Raw genomic sequence first — 16,440 nt, forward strand, 5'->3', positions numbered from 1 at the left:
GTGTTCGAAACCGGGAGAATCATTCCCACTCGATCGTACCCGGCGGCTTGGACGTGATGTCGTAGGTCACGCGGTTGATGCCGCGCACCTCGTTGACGATGCGTCCCGCCACGCGGTTCAGGAAACCGAAATCGAAGGGGTAGACCTCAGCCGTCATGCCATCCGTGCTGGTGACGGCGCGCAGCGCGCAGGCCTGGTCATAGGTGCGGCCATCGCCCATCACGCCGACGGTGCGAACCGGCAGCAATACGGCAAAAGCCTGCCAGATGGCATCGTAGAGCCCGGCATTGCGGATCTCTTCAAGATAGATCGAATCTACCTTGCGCAGCAGATCGAGCTTCTCCCTGTCAATCGCACCCGGAATACGAATGGCCAGCCCCGGTCCGGGGAAAGGATGACGCCCGACAATGGCCTCGGGAATTCCAAGCTCACGACCGAGCGCACGCACCTCGTCCTTGAACAATTCGCGCAGCGGCTCGACCAATTCCATGTTCATACGGTCGGGCAAACCACCGACATTGTGGTGCGACTTGATGGTGACAGAAGGCCCGCCGGTGAAGCTGACAGACTCGATCACATCCGGATAAAGTGTGCCCTGGGCAAGGAATTGCGCCCCACCCAGCTTCGTCGCTTCTTCCTCGAACACTTCGATGAACAGGCGCCCGATGGTCTTGCGCTTCACCTCCGGGTCCGTCACCCCAGCAAGAGCATTCAGGAACAGATCCGACGCATCGCGATGGACGAGGCTGATATTGAAGCGGCCACGGAAGGTTTTGACGACTTCATCAGCTTCGCCCGCCCGCAGAATACCCGGATCGACGAAGATGCAGGTGAGCTGATCGCCAATGGCATCATGAATCAGTTTGGCCGCAACAGAAGAATCCACACCGCCCGAGAGACCACAGATCACGCGGCCCGACCCGACCTGCTCGCGAATGCGGGCAATCTCGAGGTCGCGGAACCCGGCCATGGTCCATGTGCCTTTGCACCCGGCCACATCATGGGTGAAGTTCTTGATCAGGGCTGCGCCATGCGGTGTATGCACGACCTCAGGGTGGAACTGCACCCCATAGAGACGACGCCCTTCATCGGCGATGATCGCAAACGGCGCGCCTTCCGACCAGGCCACGGCGCGGAAGCCGGGGGGAAGTGCCGTAACGCGATCGCCATGGCTCATCCAGACCTGCTCGCGATGCCCGCGCGACCAGGCCCCACGGAACAATGCGCAATCTTCGGCGATTTCGATATGGGCGCGGCCGAACTCGCGATGCTCATGGGTTTCGACCTTGCCACCAAGACGCGCACACATGGCCTGCTGGCCATAGCAGATGCCAAGCACGGGTACGTTGAGATCAAAGACGATCTCAGGGATCTGCGGCGCATTGTCGTCATGCACGCTGGCCGGGCTACCGGAAAGGATGATACCGCGCGGATGGAAACCACGGATCTTCTCTTCCGTTGCGGTGAATGGCCAGATTTCGCAATAGACGCCGCTCTCGCGCACCCGACGCGCAATGAGCTGCGTGACCTGACTGCCGAAATCGAGGATCAGGATACGATCCTCGTGAAGCTGAAGGTCGAGGTTATCGGCGTTCTGCGGGGCGGTTTCAGTCATGGCGCTCTTTCAACACGTCGTGCATGGGCAAGTTCTGTGGGCATCGTATAGGATGTTCGCAGGGCATCGTCATCCCAAAGCACGCATTTGCCCCCCGCTAAATGTCACCATTTCTTCACCCGGACGAGAGAATCATGCCCTTCCTCCCCCTCCTCACCGCCTCCGCGAGGGTTCGCCTGGCTTCTGAAGCAAATATGCGGTGTGGCTCCGGCATAAGGACAGCATGCCTGGCTCTCCTGGGGCTCAGCGCCAGCCTGACCGCTTGCTCCCCGCCTGCCCCTCCAAGCAAGGATCCCATCGGGCTCTGGACCGGAGCGCTTGTGGCCGATGAGGGAAGTTGTCCGACGACCACTGATTCGACCCTTCAGATCGGCACCAGAGTCATCAGCTTCACACCGGGAGATAACGCGCTGGTGCTCAAGGGCGTGCGGGGCACGGACCCACACCATTATCATGCCCAGCTCGACCTAAAGGACGCACAGGGTAAAACCTATAGCATCGTGTTCAACGGCTATCCGGTCGGGAATGCCATTGGCGGCATTTACGGGGCTCCCACCTGCCGCGCCCATATCGTCATGACACGTCCAAATCATTGATTGAAAAAAATTCTTTTTCCCTCTTGCAGGGTCGGGAAACTCGCAGTAGAACCCGCCCCACGACGCACCCGTAGCTCAATTGGATAGAGCACCAGACTACGAATCTGGGGGTTAGAGGTTCGAGTCCTTTCGGGTGCGCCAGTATATATCGTGATCGCTCAAGTGATCACCACGCACCCGTAGCTCAATTGGATAGAGCACCAGACTACGAATCTGGGGGTTAGAGGTTCGAGTCCTTTCGGGTGCGCCATTCATTCCTTCGCCGACAAACCAATCAGCCTGACACTGTCAGTATCGTACCCGTGATGGCGCGCGCCTGATCAGAGGCCAGGAAGAACACCGCATCTGCGATATCCTCCGCTGTGATAACTCCGGCCCCGCATGATCTGTTCGCGGTAGGGCCCACGCATTCCCTGTGCCCTTCCAGTGCCGGGGCTACCGCCACGACCCGTATGCCATCCGGTGCGACCTCGTCGGACAGGGACCTCGTGAGAGCCTCGACAGCGCCGACCGAAGTTGCCTGGGGCACATGAAGGGACATCCCTTTCGATCGCACGGGAACAGCCGAGATATTGATGATCACACCCCCGTTGCCCCCGGCTGAAAGCGCCATGTGACGCACCGCCTGAGCGCTGACGAGCACCGTGCCTAGGATATTCGTGTCGATGACCGTCTCGATTTCCTGTGGTTCGACTGCTGTGAGCGGGACGGCTATGCAGGAGATGCCAGTCGTGTTGACCACCACACCGATAGGGCCGAAGACGACGGCGCTTTTCTGGAACACGGCAGCGATCTCGGTATGGTCGCGTATATCAAGAGGAAGCGCCAGAGCGCGTCCCTGCCGTTGCGCGATTCCGCAGGCGAGTGCCTGCGCCTGGACCGGATCCCCCCTGTAGGTCAGGATCACAGGGTGGCCCGCCTGGGCAAAACGGAGGGTAACAGCTCGGCCAACGCCGTGGCTTCCGCCAGTGATCAACACGGCTGGCCTCGGCCGGAGAGAGCGAGGCACAGACCCTAACGGGATACGCCCGTTGGGTCCGCGACCCTGATCGGTCGTATCCATGGTGCAATCCCATCTTCTTGTTTTTATTGGGGATCGTTAGGGGAGAGTATTGATGAGGTCAGTGAATGCAATGCGCCAAGGCGGCGCAGACATCACTTTCGAGAAAGGGTTTGGCGACGAAAAGGCTGCGGGGCGGGAGCAAGGTACTCCCGGGCATTTGCCGCCCTGACGTCAGTACAAAGCCCATATCGGGCCGCGTGCGTGAGAGATGATGACCCAGTTCCAAGCCGGTCATCGCACTCGGCATCTCGAAATCGGAGAAGACAATCTGGATCTGCGGATTGAGGCTGATCATGCTGAGCGCCTCATCGGCGTCCTCGGCAGAAATGACCGTGTAGCCGGCCTGTTCGATCATATCGGATACGTAAAGACGCAGCAGAACCTGATCTTCAACAACGAGAACGGTTGGCGCTGCATGATGCTCGCCAGAGCGAGCGGTACCGAACGATAAATCTGCGCACATGGTCCCCGTCTCTCCCGAAAGAGCATTGAGCTACATCAACGGCGCCAATGCCTTACAGTTCGTTCAGGACCTTGTTACTTCTATCTAACAGTTTCGTCAGGATTCTGTTCGCTGGCGAAACCGACCGCGGTGCCGCCCTGGCCGTCATGGGCAAGCACATCGATACCCGCCACTCCCCAGCGCCCATCCTTCTGCACCAACAACGGAGCGCCACTTGCGCCACGCGTTGCGGCACAATCATGATCGATCAGCTGCCCGCGCACCTTCACCACGTGGCACTGCGTATCGCCAATGGCCAACTCTTTCCTGTCCTGCTGGTACCCCGCCAACATCGCGTTCATGCCAGGCGCAGGCGTCACCATGGGAAGGATCTCACCCGACGCTACCAGTGGATGATCCAGGATCAGCGTAGCATGGTCGGCCTGGCTCGTTCGCAGGGGATGGAACGGATCGTAAGCGGGTGCGATGATGAACCGGACCGCCCGGGCCGTCGCGCGCCAAGAACCCGTGTCGTAGCCAAGCATGAAATGCACGCTCGAAGGCTGAACGAAATTGGCGGCTTCATCCCGCCACAGGCAATGTGCTGCCGTCATGATCACAGAGGGTGCGACCATGAAGCCTGTGCATCGTGCGCCCAGTTCAGTCTGCACCCGCCCCAGTATACGCCACGGCATATGGCCAACATCGATCGCGTGGCGCGCGCCCTGCCCCACACCGGGCAATGCGGCAGCCGAGGGGCGTGCCGAGACACACTCGTAGGGCAAGGGGGTACCCAGAGCGAGCATCATGCCGATCCGCATCAGACGCCGAAGACGGCGCGACGGGGCAGCAGGCGAAAACTCTGATCCCGTTATCATGCGCCAGGTTCTTCGCCGGTGTTTCCCGCCGAAAGATGGTCCGGCCCGAATGACCAGGGCAAAAGTGCCTCGAGAGTTGTGTCCAGAACCAGCTTCCCCTCCGTATTGATAATCCTGACGGGCAATTCCGGCGCGCCAAACTCCCTCAGGCGCTGACGGCACCCGCCACATGGCGTGCACGGGGCCTCACCCGATCCCACGATCACGATCTCCTCGATGCGGCGCCCACCCGCCATTACCATCGCGGCAATGGCGCTCGCCTCGGCGCAGTTGCCCTGTGGATAGGCGGCGTTCTCGACGTTGCAACCTGCATGGATCACCCCCTCGCAGAGGAGTGCCGCCCCTACCTGAAACCGCGAATAGGGCGCATAGGCGCGCAGCCTGGCAGCGAGGGCCGCCTCGATCAGATCCCCGGTCATCAAATATCCCTCCTCGCTTCGCAATCCCAGCTTGGAAGCTGCAGATTGCCCTTGTAGTCTGTCCAGCATGACACGCCACGACCCTGATATCATGAACCTTCTCGCGTCTCGCCCCTCTCTTCACATGGACGGGCAGGACGGACTGCTTTTCGAGGGCGTACCCCTTCAGACCATCGCCAGCGCGGTCGGGACGCCATGCTGGGTAACGGGTGCCGGGACGCTGCGTCGCCGCACGCGTAACCTGCGCAAGGCCTTCACGGAGCGTGGCGTCGACATCGCATTGCACTACGCGATGAAAGCCAATGATCATCAGGCGACCTTGACCGTGTTGCGTCAGGAAGGCTGCGGCGCCGATGTGGTGAGCGGAGGCGAATTGCGCCGTGCGCTTCAGGCTGGGATCGATCCGGCGCATATCGTATTCTCGGGCGTGGGCAAGACCGATGCCGAACTGATGCTCGCGCTTCAGGAGGAAATCGGCCAGATCAATGTGGAGAGTGTCGAGGAGTTACGGCGCCTGTCTAGGCTTGCTCGCGCCTCGACCCTGACCGCCCGCGTTGCGCTGCGCGTCAATCCGCATATCGATGCGCAAACCCATGACAAGATCAGCACGGGCCGACTGGGAGACAAATTCGGAATCGACTGGGACGACGCGCCCCTCCTGTATCGCGAAGCCAGCACCCTGCCAGGAATCGAGATCAGAGGGCTCGCGACTCATATCGGCAGCCAGATCCTGAGCCCCACACCGTTCAAGGCAGCCTATGCGCGTATCGCCGAGCTCGTGGTCGGGCTGCGCGCCGAAGGTCTGCCTGTTGCCGTGGTCGATTGCGGGGGGGGGCTGGGGGTACGCTATCGTGACGAGCTGGCGCCCCCGCCTGCGGCTCTGGCGGGCGCCATCGTCGAGACCCTGGGCGCGCTCGATCTCAAACTCGCCATTGAGCCAGGTCGCTGGATCGCGGCACCGGCAGGCCTTCTCCTCGCCTCGATCATCGACCTCAAGGCGCAACGCGAAGGCGTGTCAGATTTCGTCATCGTCGACGCCGCCATGAACGACCTGGCCCGCCCCAGCCTTTACGGTGCCTGGCACGGCATCATCCCCCTCGCCCCAGATCTGGCCTATGCGGAAACCGCCCCCCAGACCGTCGTCGGACCTGTATGTGAATCGAGCGACGTTCTCGCCAAGGATCGTCTCCTTCCCGCACTGCGCCCGGGTGACCAGATCGCCGTTCTCGATACAGGGGCCTATGGCTCGGTCATGAGCTCGACCTATAATAGTCGCCCGCTGGCGGCTCAGGTGATGATCGAAAACGGCAAATGGCAGATCATTCGCAAGAGACAGCCCCTCGAAGCCCTCTGGAATGACGACGGCGTTCCCGACTGGCTGGATGGCGCCGGGTCGGCCGGTTAATCCGTGAGCACGGCGCAGCCCGCCCCCGCCAAGGCCGCCTCGCTCTCGCTCGAGGCGCGGGTCAGCCAGGCACGTCAGCGCGCCAGGCATGTGCTTCGCGTCGAGTCGGCGTGGATTGCGGTGCAGTGGCCACTCGCCCTTATTGGAGGCTATGCGCTCAGCGGCCTGGTGCGCGTTCCTCAATCGCTGCCAGACACACTTCATGCCTTTCTGCTGGCGGGTGTAGGCGGCGGCGCCCTGGCACTCGCGGCGCGCAATCTGTCACGGATGAAGCCCCCGCGGCTGCAGGCCATCGACAGACGCCTCGAACAGAAATCGAACCTGCGACACAGACCGCTTGCGGCTCTGGACGACTTCCCCGCCGATGGCGACGAGACTTTATTCTGGCAGGCCCACATGGAGCGGCTCCGCCAGGCCATCGGTCCCTTGCGTGCGGGATGGCCCGCCCTGTCCTGGACCCCGAGGCGCATGGCAGGCTGGGCGGGTTTTGGCGTCTGCCTCGCGCTCGCGCTTGTCATGGCGGGCTCGAAGGCCCCCTCCCGGCTCGAAGCGGCCTTTCTGCCCGGAGTCGATGATGGCGACGTGGCCCTTCCGCAGATCGAAGCCTGGATCGATCTCCCCGCCTATGCTCCGGGGGCTCCCGTCTTCCTCTCTGCCGCCGCATCACCGCCCCGCATCCCTCAGGACGCAACCCTGACCATCCACGTGACGGGCGCGCGCTCGGGTCCACATCTTCTGGGTGTGGAGACGGGTGATGTCACCGTCCGTCAGCTCGACCCCGGAAGCTGGAGCTTCACAACCCATCTGATGCATAGCGGTCGGGTATCGATACGGTCACGCGGCCGCACGGTGGGAGAGTGGCAGTTCGAAATCGAGCCTGACCTGCCTCCCGAGATCTCGTGGCAAGCCGCGCCGCACAAAGCCGAAGATGGCACCACCCTCCTCCTGCCTTATCATGCGTCTCAAGCCCATGGCATTGCCCGCCTCTGGGCCGAGATCACGCTGCCATCGCGCAAGGATCTTCCGGCCCGAACGGTACCGATCCCTCTCAAAGCCATGCCAACCAAACCGGAAGGCGTGTTCGCCACTGATCTGACCGAATCTCTCTGGGCCGGAGAGAAGGTAACGATACGCCTCCACGCTGCCAGCCGTGGCGGCAAGGAAAATACGAGCAAGGCCGAGACCGTGACCCTGCCTGCGCGGGTTTTTCACAACCCTACCGCCCGCGCCCTGATCAGCCTGCGTCATCGCCTTGGCCTTGGTCAGGACTCTCCTCCTGAAGCGGCAGACGAGCTCAGGGCGCTGGCAGGAACCCTGCCGCAGGACGAAAAGGGCAGCATGCTTGCGCTGCTCTATGCCGCAGCCCAGCTCGACGATCCGGACGCCGATCAGGCGCAGGGCAACACGCTCGGCCTGTGCTGGGCAGTGGCGTTGTATCTGGAAGATCTCGCAACGAGCGATCGAGAGACGGCACAGGCCAATCTGGAGATACGCGCTGCCCAGAGAGCAGTGCAGGATCAGATTGCCCACATGCGCGCGCTTGGCGATGCCGGACATACGGAAGAGGAACAGCAGGAACTCAGCAACCGGCTCAAACGGCTGAAAGACGCGCTGGACCAGCGCATGCAGGCACTCATGCAGCGCAGCCTGCAGATGGGTACGGCCATGCCCGATATCGGGGAGACGCCGGATGGCGGAACCGATCCGGCCTCGCGCCTGATGCGCCGCCTGCAATCCGATGCCGCCAACGGACAGGCCGATGAGGCCCTCAAGCGTCTTGAGGAACTGTCAAAAATGGCCGAGCGCATGCGCAGCGCCACGCCACAGGACCTCGCCCAGATTGCACAGCAATTGCAGGCCCGCGCCCGCGCGCAGGCCCAGCGCGCCGCATTGCATGATCTCGTGCGCCGCGAAACCACTCTGCTCGATCATGTGCAGTCCCGGCTCGGCATTGGACAGCGCGCCGCACGCGAAGCCGAGCAGAACCAGTCGGGCTCCAACGCAGCGGGAGAGGATGTAAGCACCATGCCGACGGCGGAATTACTGCGTCGCCTGGGCATGACGCCTCCGCCCGACATGGACGTACCGTCGCCCCCACCCGATGCTGCCGCTCCTGCCCCCCTCACGCCGGAAGAACTCACGGCCCAGCACGAGCAGAGACGCAGCGATCATGCCGCGCAGCGCGCCCTGCAGATGGTGGCGCGCCTGCTCAATGACGACATCAAAGCACTCACGGGCAAGACCATGGATGGGCTGACCAAAGCCGATCGCGACATGAAGGCGGCGCGCCAGGCTCTCGCTTCAGCAAAAGACGGCCCAGCCGAAACCGCCATCCGGCAGGTACTCAAGGATCTGGCCGAGACGGGTCAGCAGATGACCGAAGCGCAAAAGGGCAAGAATCACGGTGGGGGTCCGATTGCGCTCCTGCCGACCATGGGCACAGGACAGCACGCCCAGGGCGGCGGCAAGAAAGGCGGTCAGAGCCAGGAATCATCAGAAGATGACGACACGCAGGGTGATGGCGGTGACAAGAACGACCGCGATCCGCTGGGACGCAAGATGGGCAAGGGACATTCGGGCGCCGATACTGACGGCACCGTTCCAGACGCCGATAGCCGCGAGAAGGCGCGCGAAATCGAGCGCGAGCTACGCCGACGCGATGCCGATCGTACCCGCCCGCAAAGCGAACTCGATTACTTGGATCGCCTCCTGAAATCCTACTGAGCCGGACTCGACGCGCACAGGTCTTGCAGGGCGGTAAATGCACGGCGCTGGCCATCAGTCCGAGTGGGATTATCGGTACCTTCCGCGCATCCCCATGCGGGAGGCGGCTCAGCTCCCCCGATAGGTCGAATACCCGTAAGGCGAGACCAGAAGCGGCACGTGGTAATGCCCTTCCTTGCCCATGCCGAAATCGATCTGCACGATATCCAGAAAAGGCGGCTCGGGAAGGTCCTGCCCCTGTGCCCGAAAATAGGCCGCAACCGCAAATCGCAGCACATAGGCACCCTGCCCGACCGCAATCTCCTTCAGATCCGGACAGCGTCCGTCAGCATTGGAGACGCCTTCGAATAGCACGCGGTCATCATGCAGCAGCGTTACCTGCATTCCCTCTGCGGGACGGCCGCTGGCCGTGTCGAGTATATGCGTCGAAAGCGTGGTCATTGGCCTGTCCTGTCTTTCAGCCGCAGCAGGGCTATCTGATCGATCTGCCTCAGCGCCTCCGCCAGTTCCACCTCGGGCGACTGATCGAGGCGACGCTCGATCTCGCGACGCATGAGATCCTTGGTCGCGCGGCGCACACAGATCACGAATGGCATATCGAACCGGGCGCGATAGGCGTCATTGAGCGCCCGAAAGGCGACGAATTCTTCCTGTGTCAATCGATCCAGCCCGGCTCCCTCCTGCTCCGCTGCGGAGAGCTTGCCCAGATCGGGATCGACCCCGAATTTTCTGGCCAGTTCCGGATGCGCCTGCACCAGAGCTTTCTGCCTCGCTTCTCCCGCGTCATGGATGATCCGCGACGTGGCGGCGATCATCGTCTGCGCGTCTTCGAAGGGAGCCTGAGGCCAGGCTGCCGCCACGATCCAGGGCGTGTGTTCATAGATGTCGCCATAGCGCGCCACAAAGGCATCACGGCTTTCCGCGCCAATCATAGCGGATGTTCCTCCAGCCAATGGCGTGCGATATCGAGCCTCGTCGCCACCCAGACATTCTCATGCTCCTGAATATGGGCGAGGAAGCGCTTGAGCGCGAGCGCCCGTGCCGGCCGACCCGCCAGACGGCAATGCAGACCGACGGACATCATGCGTCCGCCTTCCTCATAGAGCATGTCGAAACTGTCACGCAGATAGCGAAAGAACTGCTCGCCCTCGGTAAATCCGTTGAGCGCCACGCATTTCATGTCATTTACATCGAGTGTGTAGGGCACGATCAACTGACCCTTCCCATAGCGCCGATCATAGTAGGGCAGATCGTCGGCATAGGAATCCGCGTCGTAGATGAAGCATCCTTCCTGAGCGACGAGCCGGGCGGTATTGGGGCTGGTGCGCCCCTGGTACCAGCCCTGCGGGGCCGCGCCCGTGACCTCACGATGCAGCTTGATCGCCTCGCGTATGTGCTGGCGCTCCACTGATTCCGGCACGTCCTGGTAATCGATCCAGCGCAGGCCATGAGTCGCAATTTCCCACCCGGCCTCCTTCATAGCGCGCACCACGGCAGGATTGCGCGCCAGTGCCATCGCCACACCAAATACCGTGAGCGGCATCTTCGCCCCGGTAAAGAGACGATGCAGACGCCAGAACCCCGCACGCGCGCCGTACTCGTACAGGCTCTCCATCTGCATGCAGCGCGCGCCCTGAATGGAGCGCGTCCCGACCATCTCAGAGAGAAAGGCCTCTGACCCCGCATCGCCATGGAGCACGTTGTTCTCAGCGCCCTCTTCATAATTCAGCACGAATTGTACAGCGATGCGTGCGCTGTTGGGCCAGTTCGCATCAGGGGGGGCTTCCCCGTAGCCCAGCAGATCCCGCGGGTAGTCCTGTGTCATGAATGTCTCTCTCGCACGTGTCAGAGGGCGGCCACACCGCCATCGCTCCGGGGATCGGTCGCCCCCTCCATGGTGCCGTCTTCATAGCGTCGAATGGCGCCTGCATGACCCATTGCGGTCGCGAAAGGCGTCAGGCTCTCGACGTCGTGACCGAGTTCGCGCAACCCGTCGAGGATCGCCGGTTCGAATCGTGTCTCCATCTTGAGCGTGGTGGTGGTTTCCCCCCAGGTCCTGCCCAGAAGCCAGCGTGGCGCCGTGATGGCGTCCTGCAGACTCAGCCCTGCAATCACATTGCGGGCCACGATGGCCGCCTGGGTCTGAGGCTGGCCCTCCCCTCCCATCGTGCCATAGGACAGAAGGCTGCCGTCATTCAGCGTCGCCATTGCCGGATTGAGGGTATGGAACGGCTTGCGCCCCGGTACGAGGCTGCGCAGGCGCCCGGGAGCCAGATCGAAGCTGGAGCCACGATTCTGCCAGACCAGGCCGGTTTCAGGCAGGACCACCCCGGAGCCGAATTCGAAATACAGGCTCTGGATCATGCTGACCGCCCAACCCTGCTCGTCCATTACACCAAACCACGTGGTGTCACCCTGCTGGACCGGATGCGGCCAAGGCGCCGCACGGGATAGATCGATCTCTTCCGCCATGGCATCGAGGCCGGCATCGTCTGAAAGCAGTTCCTGCGGGGAGGTCGCCATGATAGCAGGATCGGCAATCACACGGTCGCGCCAGAGGAACGCTGCCTTGGTCGCTTCCACCCAACGGTGAATGTCCTCAACCGTATCGGCCCCCTTTACCCCCAGCCTCTCGGCCAAGGCCAGAATCAGCAGCGAAGCAGCCCCCTGCGTGGGAGCGGGCATATTATAGAACTGCCCTTGATGCAGCGTGGTCTCGAGCGGCTTGGAGGCCACGGCCTGATGATGCGCCAGGTCGTCCAGACTGACCGGTGAGCCACAAGCGGTAAGTTCAGCCGCGATCAGATCCGCCAGCTTGCCATGATAGAAATCGCCCAATCCGGCATTGGCCAGCCTCCTGAGCGTCCGCGCCAGAGCCGGATTACGATGCACCGCCCCAGCAATCGGCATATCGCCATTCGGCAGAAACAGCGATTTGAAATTGGGCATGTAGCTCAGCACATCGAGATGCGCCGCCATGAGCCCAGCCATGCTTTCGGTCACCACCATGCCATGCTCGGCGTGATGGATGGCATCGTCGAGAATCTGCGTGAGCGGCATCGTCCCTCCGGCATAGGCCAGAGCCCGGCTCCACCCGGCAACCGTGCCTGCAACCGTATTGGCGGCCAGTCCCCCACGCCAGGGCACGGCATCGAGCCCTGCATAGAGTTCCGGTGTGGCAGACTGGGCAAGACGCCCACAGGCATCGATGGCCATCATCGCCCCGTCAGGGCGACGGATGATCCAGAACCCGTCACCACCGAGCCCGGTCATGTGGGGATAGACGACAGAAAGCGTGGCGGCGACCGCAACAGCCGCCTCGACCGCGTTGCCCCCGGCCTTGAGGATATCCCTGCCCGATTGAGCCGCGAGATGATGGGGGGCCGTGACCATCCCCCTGCGGGAGCGCGCGCTGTAAAGCATCAATCCTCCAGGATTCTGGCACGGGCAAGACCCGCGCGCTCGAGGGTTTCACCAAGGGCGACCAGACGATCCTCGCGTCCCGGCTGGGCGACGAGTTGCAGACCCAGAGGGAGGCCCTTAACGGCTAGGGGCACGGTAAGTACTGGAAACCCCGCCAGGGTGAGGGGCTGGGTATAGAGGCCCAGATTGGCCCGTGCAGGCACGCTGCGCCCGCTCACCATGATCATGGGCGCGTCGATCGGCGGCGCCTCCCCGACAACGGCGGGAGCCACGAGAATATCGGCCTGCGCAAACGCCTCATGCATGGCCGCACGGAACCAGCGTCGCAGCTTGTGCGCCTGAAAGACGTGGGGGGCCGGAACGAGCGCTCCGGCCAGAAGGCGATCGCGCACGGCAGGGTCATAGAGCGACGCTTGGCTGCGCAACGTCTGGAGGTGCAGCGCCCCTCCTTCCGAGGCGCTGATCACGAACGCTGCCGCGCGCGCCGCGTCAACGCGCGGCAGGTCGACCTCCTGCGTGATGGAAAGGGCCCGGCAGAAATTGTTCAGTGCCGCGGCCATGGGAGCTGACAAATCGGTGTCGAACCATCCTCCAAGCCGGGCCAGCCTGAGGGAACCTGCCTCAACGGCCCTAAGCGCCTGCCCCGACAGGATCTCGGTCACGACCCGCAGATCGGCCGCACTCGAGACGAATGGGCCGACCGTATCGAGGCTGGCGACGAAGGGAAACGACCCTTCTGTCGGGAACAGATTCTGGGTGGGACGCAATCCCCAGACGCCGCAGAGCGACGCCGGAACACGGATCGAGCCGTTCGTGTCCGAACCAAGTGAGAGCGGAAAATACCCTGCTGCCACGCCCGCTGCCGACCCACCTGATGATCCCCCTGCGAGGCGGGACGGATCATGCGGATTGCGGGTCAGCCCGTAATGGGCGTTATCTGTCGCAAAGCCATAGGCGAATTCGTCCATGTTCGTGGTAGCCAGCGGAATTGCACCCGCCTCGACCAGACGGCTGACGAGCGCCGCGTCACAATCGGCGACGGGCCGATCGGCAAGCACGCGAGACCCTGCCGTGGTAACCACCCCCTCGACATCAAACAGATCCTTGATGCCGAAAGGCACCCCGGCCAGCGGTCCCGGATCGATGCCCTCAGCCACGCGCGCATCCACATGACGCGCCTGATCGAGAGCACGCCGGGCAAGAAGCCGAGTGACCGCATTGATCCCACCATCACGTCGGGTCACCCGATCCAGACAGGTTTCAATCACTCCGACAGCGCGTCGCTCGCCCGTGCGGATGGCGCGGGCCAGTTCAAGGGCATTCATGGATGATACTCGAAAGCCGGTTCGAGGCGCTCAGGCAGGTCAAGCGCCATGACGAGCGCCTCATACTGCCCTATCAGCGCGAGATTGCGCATTACCTCGGAACGATATTCTTCCGGAATAACCAGTCCAAGAGCTGCCGCACGGGCAGCGAGTTCGTCCTCTCCGATCATGCCTGCTCCTCACCCTCGCGCCCGAGGCTCACCAGTTCCTCGGCATCATACGCCAGGAGGCTCTCGAGATGTTTCTCCCCATCCTGCACGAAAAGGTCACCCGCTATGGCGCGTGCGAGTCTGTCTACCCCGTAACGCATACCGCTGATGGATGCGCCGGACAGGCCCATGCTGGGCGTTGCTGCGAAAGTGAAATTATAGATCATGCCCAGCATCGCTGAGTCGGGATGCTCGGGTTCACGAGGCAGGAACTGGCTCTGCGGCCCAAGATAGGGATAGGAGTCCAGCACGGCGCTTTCTTCGCCCTCGGGCGCGGAGAAACGATCCCCCCACAGAGCGATATTCTGCGCGAAAGAGGCTGTTTCCGGACGCTTGGAGAAATCGATCACGAACCCTGTTCCGATGATCAGGAAGTCGAATACTTTCTCGCCATGGGGGGTCGTAACCCTGATCGTCTCGCCATCGCGTCGGGCATCGAGCCACGGGGTATCACCGTGAAAGCTGAAACCGTCATGGCGGCTGCACCGCCAGAACGTATCCTGCGGCGGGGGCTGATTGAGATCGAAGATACGCCGCATGAAGCGCCAGCGTGTCAGATCCGGCAAAGCGGGAAAATGGGCCAGGAACCCGGCATTTTCCATCCAGCGATACGGGTTGATCCGCGGCAGGGTCTTGCGCCTGATACAGACGGCAACCGATTGCGCCCCGGCTTCAAGCGCCGTTGCGGCGTTGTCGAAGGCGGAGGCGCCACCGCCGAGCACTCCGATGCGCTTGCCACGCAGAGCCTCGAAATCGATCGGTTGATGGGTATGCGCATAAAGATGCCCAGGCACATTATTGCGAACGAATTCCGGCACATGCCAGGACCCGCTGCCCTCGATGCCGGTTGCGAGCACCAGCCGGCGCGCCCAGACGCTGTGAAGCGATCCCTCCTGGTCCTTGAAGCCCAGATGCAGCAATCCGTCCTGCCAGGTGATCTCGACCAGTTCGCGATCATGCTCGACCGGCAGGGAGAGAGTGTCACGATACCAGTCCAGATATTCCTGCCAGTCCCGTCGGTCGATTTTGCCCAGTGAGCGCCACGCATCGGCCCCATAGCGCGCCTCGAACCAGGCGCGTGGGGTTAGAGAGGGTATCCCCAGATCGGGGCCTGTCACATGTTTGGGCGTACGCAGGGTGATCATGCGCGCGAACGTGACCCAAGGGCCCGCCTGGCCTTTCACCGCGCGCTCGAAAACGCGCACATTATGCACGCCGATGCGACGCAGGGCGAAAGATGTCGCCAGTCCCCCCTGCCCCCCGCCAATCACGGCGACATCGAGAACCGGTTCGCCATGATGGGTAAGCACAGAGGAAACCCAGGGTCCCGAGGCATAAGCGATTTTCTCCAGATCCTCGTGAACCTGGCGGGTGAGATCGTTTAGCGCTTTGTTCGGCATGTCAGGGCACCCGATAGAAAGGATTGGGAAGAAGGAAACCGCGTTCGGCATGGCCGCCGGCGAGGTCCGAAGGCTGGTCACCAATATTGGCGATGATGTGATAGCCCTCCTGCTCGATCCTGGCGCGCTCGGCTGATTTGTAGTCCGAAGCGGAGGGGGTATGGCTGCCCTCGGGACGCAGGACGAGTTTTACCCAGCCGTGATAGCCAGCGCTCTCAAGGTTGCGTGCCGTGTCGTTGCGCTCCCTTTCATAGCGCCCAGTCACGAAAAACAGGGATACCCCGTGCTGCTGCGCCATGTTGTAGAGCGAGAGCGTTTCCGGGAAGGCCTCGGCTCGCGCGCTCTGCTCCCAGGCCTCGACCCCGCAAGGTCCCTTGGGTAGAGAGGCGCACTGACCCTCACGGAAATAGGCGAACTGATTTGCCGCGATCTCGGGCCAGTTCGACAGAGACGTCTCGTCGATATCGAGGATGACGGCCGGTTTGACCACGTGAGAGGAGCGCAGGCGTATCCAGTCTTCGGCGTCCTGGAGCACGGAATTGAAATCGCGCTCATATGCCCCACTATCATGGTAGCGGGTGGCGTTCAGGGCGGCATCCCCCACATTGACAGGCGCGGCCAGGGCGTAGCCGGGTAAAGCCATCGTCATCAGCAGCGGGCCCAGGCATCTCAGGCGACCAAGCACCTGCTTCCTGCCCGTATCCTTCCTGTGCAGGGACATCACGTTCTCACTCACCTGGTCCGTCTCTCCCTTTTGCCGCCTCACTCTCCGGGTTGTAACTCCGGTCAATGCATCGCAGCGCAGCATAAATCAGCGATCATGCCCATGACATAAATCATGGGCATGATCGCTTCGTGTAAGGCGAGGCGTTCATCCTTCGCGCAGCGCGTTATCACCGCAAGTGAAACAGATCACGAGCGCAACGTCCAGCATCTTGTAT

16 protein-coding genes and 2 tRNA genes are annotated in these 16,440 nt (G+C 62.3%); 5 read left to right on the plus strand and 13 right to left on the minus strand.

Going from position 1 to position 16,440, the window contains the following annotated elements:
• Window positions 1-19: 19 nt before the first annotated feature.
• Window positions 20-1,615 carry a glutamine-hydrolyzing GMP synthase gene (gene guaA, locus C0V97_RS04510; RefSeq protein WP_127101130.1) on the minus strand — a complete coding sequence of 532 codons (1,596 nt, stop codon included), beginning with the start codon at window positions 1,613-1,615 and terminating at the stop codon, window positions 20-22.
• Between the two features lie 134 nt (window positions 1,616-1,749).
• On the opposite strand from guaA, the gene C0V97_RS04515 reads away from it, so the two are divergent.
• The 3 genes from C0V97_RS04515 to C0V97_RS04525 all read left to right on the plus strand — a co-directional run bounded on the left by C0V97_RS04515 (window position 1,750) and on the right by C0V97_RS04525 (window position 2,461).
• The gene (locus tag C0V97_RS04515; RefSeq protein WP_233581968.1) at window positions 1,750-2,211 is read left to right on the plus strand and encodes a hypothetical protein; all 462 of its coding nucleotides are present in this window, start codon (window positions 1,750-1,752) and stop codon (window positions 2,209-2,211) included.
• Window positions 2,212-2,275: 64 nt separating this feature from the next.
• Window positions 2,276-2,352 (plus strand) — tRNA-Arg (locus tag C0V97_RS04520).
• 32 nt (window positions 2,353-2,384) lie between these two features.
• Window positions 2,385-2,461 (plus strand) — tRNA-Arg (locus tag C0V97_RS04525).
• 24 nt (window positions 2,462-2,485) lie between these two features.
• Here C0V97_RS04525 and C0V97_RS04530 read toward each other — a convergent pair.
• The 4 genes from C0V97_RS04530 to C0V97_RS04545 all read right to left on the minus strand — a co-directional run bounded on the left by C0V97_RS04530 (window position 2,486) and on the right by C0V97_RS04545 (window position 5,013).
• Complete coding sequence (locus tag C0V97_RS04530; protein WP_158625338.1) at window positions 2,486-3,190, minus strand: SDR family NAD(P)-dependent oxidoreductase; 705 nt, start codon at window positions 3,188-3,190, stop codon at window positions 2,486-2,488.
• 142 nt (window positions 3,191-3,332) lie between these two features.
• The gene (locus C0V97_RS04535) at window positions 3,333-3,737 is read right to left on the minus strand and encodes a response regulator (protein WP_127101134.1); all 405 of its coding nucleotides are present in this window, start codon (window positions 3,735-3,737) and stop codon (window positions 3,333-3,335) included.
• Between the two features lie 80 nt (window positions 3,738-3,817).
• A complete protein-coding gene (locus C0V97_RS04540; protein ID WP_233581969.1) occupies window positions 3,818-4,594 on the minus strand; it encodes a serine protease in 777 nt (258 codons plus the stop codon).
• Window positions 4,591-5,013, minus strand: a complete 423-nt coding sequence (locus tag C0V97_RS04545) for a cytidine deaminase (RefSeq protein ID WP_158625339.1) — start codon at window positions 5,011-5,013, stop codon at window positions 4,591-4,593. The genes C0V97_RS04540 and C0V97_RS04545 overlap by 4 nt, the downstream gene beginning before the upstream one ends.
• 91 nt (window positions 5,014-5,104) lie before the next feature.
• Between C0V97_RS04545 and lysA the strand changes: the two genes are divergently transcribed.
• Entirely contained in the window at window positions 5,105-6,418 is a 1,314-nt protein-coding gene (gene lysA, locus C0V97_RS04550) for a diaminopimelate decarboxylase (protein WP_233581970.1), read from the plus strand.
• Between the two features lie 3 nt (window positions 6,419-6,421).
• Window positions 6,422-9,142, plus strand: coding sequence for a DUF4175 domain-containing protein (locus tag C0V97_RS04555; RefSeq protein WP_127101138.1), 2,721 nt, complete (start codon window positions 6,422-6,424; stop codon window positions 9,140-9,142).
• Between the two features lie 108 nt (window positions 9,143-9,250).
• Here C0V97_RS04555 and uraH read toward each other — a convergent pair whose 3' ends face one another.
• The 8 genes from uraH to C0V97_RS04595 are packed head-to-tail and all read right to left on the minus strand — an operon-like array spanning window position 9,251 to window position 16,235.
• A complete protein-coding gene (gene uraH, locus C0V97_RS04560) occupies window positions 9,251-9,583 on the minus strand; it encodes a hydroxyisourate hydrolase (protein ID WP_127101140.1) in 333 nt (110 codons plus the stop codon).
• Entirely contained in the window at window positions 9,580-10,074 is a 495-nt protein-coding gene (uraD, locus tag C0V97_RS04565) for a 2-oxo-4-hydroxy-4-carboxy-5-ureidoimidazoline decarboxylase (RefSeq protein ID WP_127101142.1), read from the minus strand. Before uraD ends, uraH begins: the two co-directional genes overlap by 4 nt.
• A complete protein-coding gene (gene puuE / locus C0V97_RS04570) occupies window positions 10,071-10,967 on the minus strand; it encodes an allantoinase PuuE (protein ID WP_127101144.1) in 897 nt (298 codons plus the stop codon). Before puuE ends, uraD begins: the two co-directional genes overlap by 4 nt.
• A 20-nt stretch (window positions 10,968-10,987) precedes the next feature.
• Window positions 10,988-12,565 (minus strand): gamma-glutamyltransferase family protein, encoded by a 1,578-nt coding sequence (locus C0V97_RS04575; protein ID WP_127101146.1) that lies wholly within the window; start codon window positions 12,563-12,565, stop codon window positions 10,988-10,990.
• Window positions 12,565-13,890 (minus strand): AtzE family amidohydrolase, encoded by a 1,326-nt coding sequence (locus C0V97_RS04580; RefSeq protein ID WP_127101148.1) that lies wholly within the window; start codon window positions 13,888-13,890, stop codon window positions 12,565-12,567. The genes C0V97_RS04575 and C0V97_RS04580 overlap by 1 nt, the downstream gene beginning before the upstream one ends.
• Window positions 13,887-14,060 carry an AtzG-like protein gene (locus C0V97_RS04585; RefSeq protein ID WP_127101150.1) on the minus strand — a complete coding sequence of 58 codons (174 nt, stop codon included), beginning with the start codon at window positions 14,058-14,060 and terminating at the stop codon, window positions 13,887-13,889. Before C0V97_RS04585 ends, C0V97_RS04580 begins: the two co-directional genes overlap by 4 nt.
• Window positions 14,057-15,499, minus strand: a complete 1,443-nt coding sequence (locus C0V97_RS04590) for an NAD(P)-binding domain-containing protein (RefSeq protein ID WP_127101152.1) — start codon at window positions 15,497-15,499, stop codon at window positions 14,057-14,059. Before C0V97_RS04590 ends, C0V97_RS04585 begins: the two co-directional genes overlap by 4 nt.
• A gap of 1 nt (window position 15,500) precedes the next feature.
• Window positions 15,501-16,235, minus strand: a complete 735-nt coding sequence (locus C0V97_RS04595; protein ID WP_233581971.1) for an HAD family acid phosphatase — start codon at window positions 16,233-16,235, stop codon at window positions 15,501-15,503.
• Between the last annotated feature and the right edge of the window lie 205 nt (window positions 16,236-16,440).

Source organism: Asaia sp. W19, from assembly GCF_003994335.1.
Classification (GTDB): domain Bacteria; phylum Pseudomonadota; class Alphaproteobacteria; order Acetobacterales; family Acetobacteraceae; genus Asaia.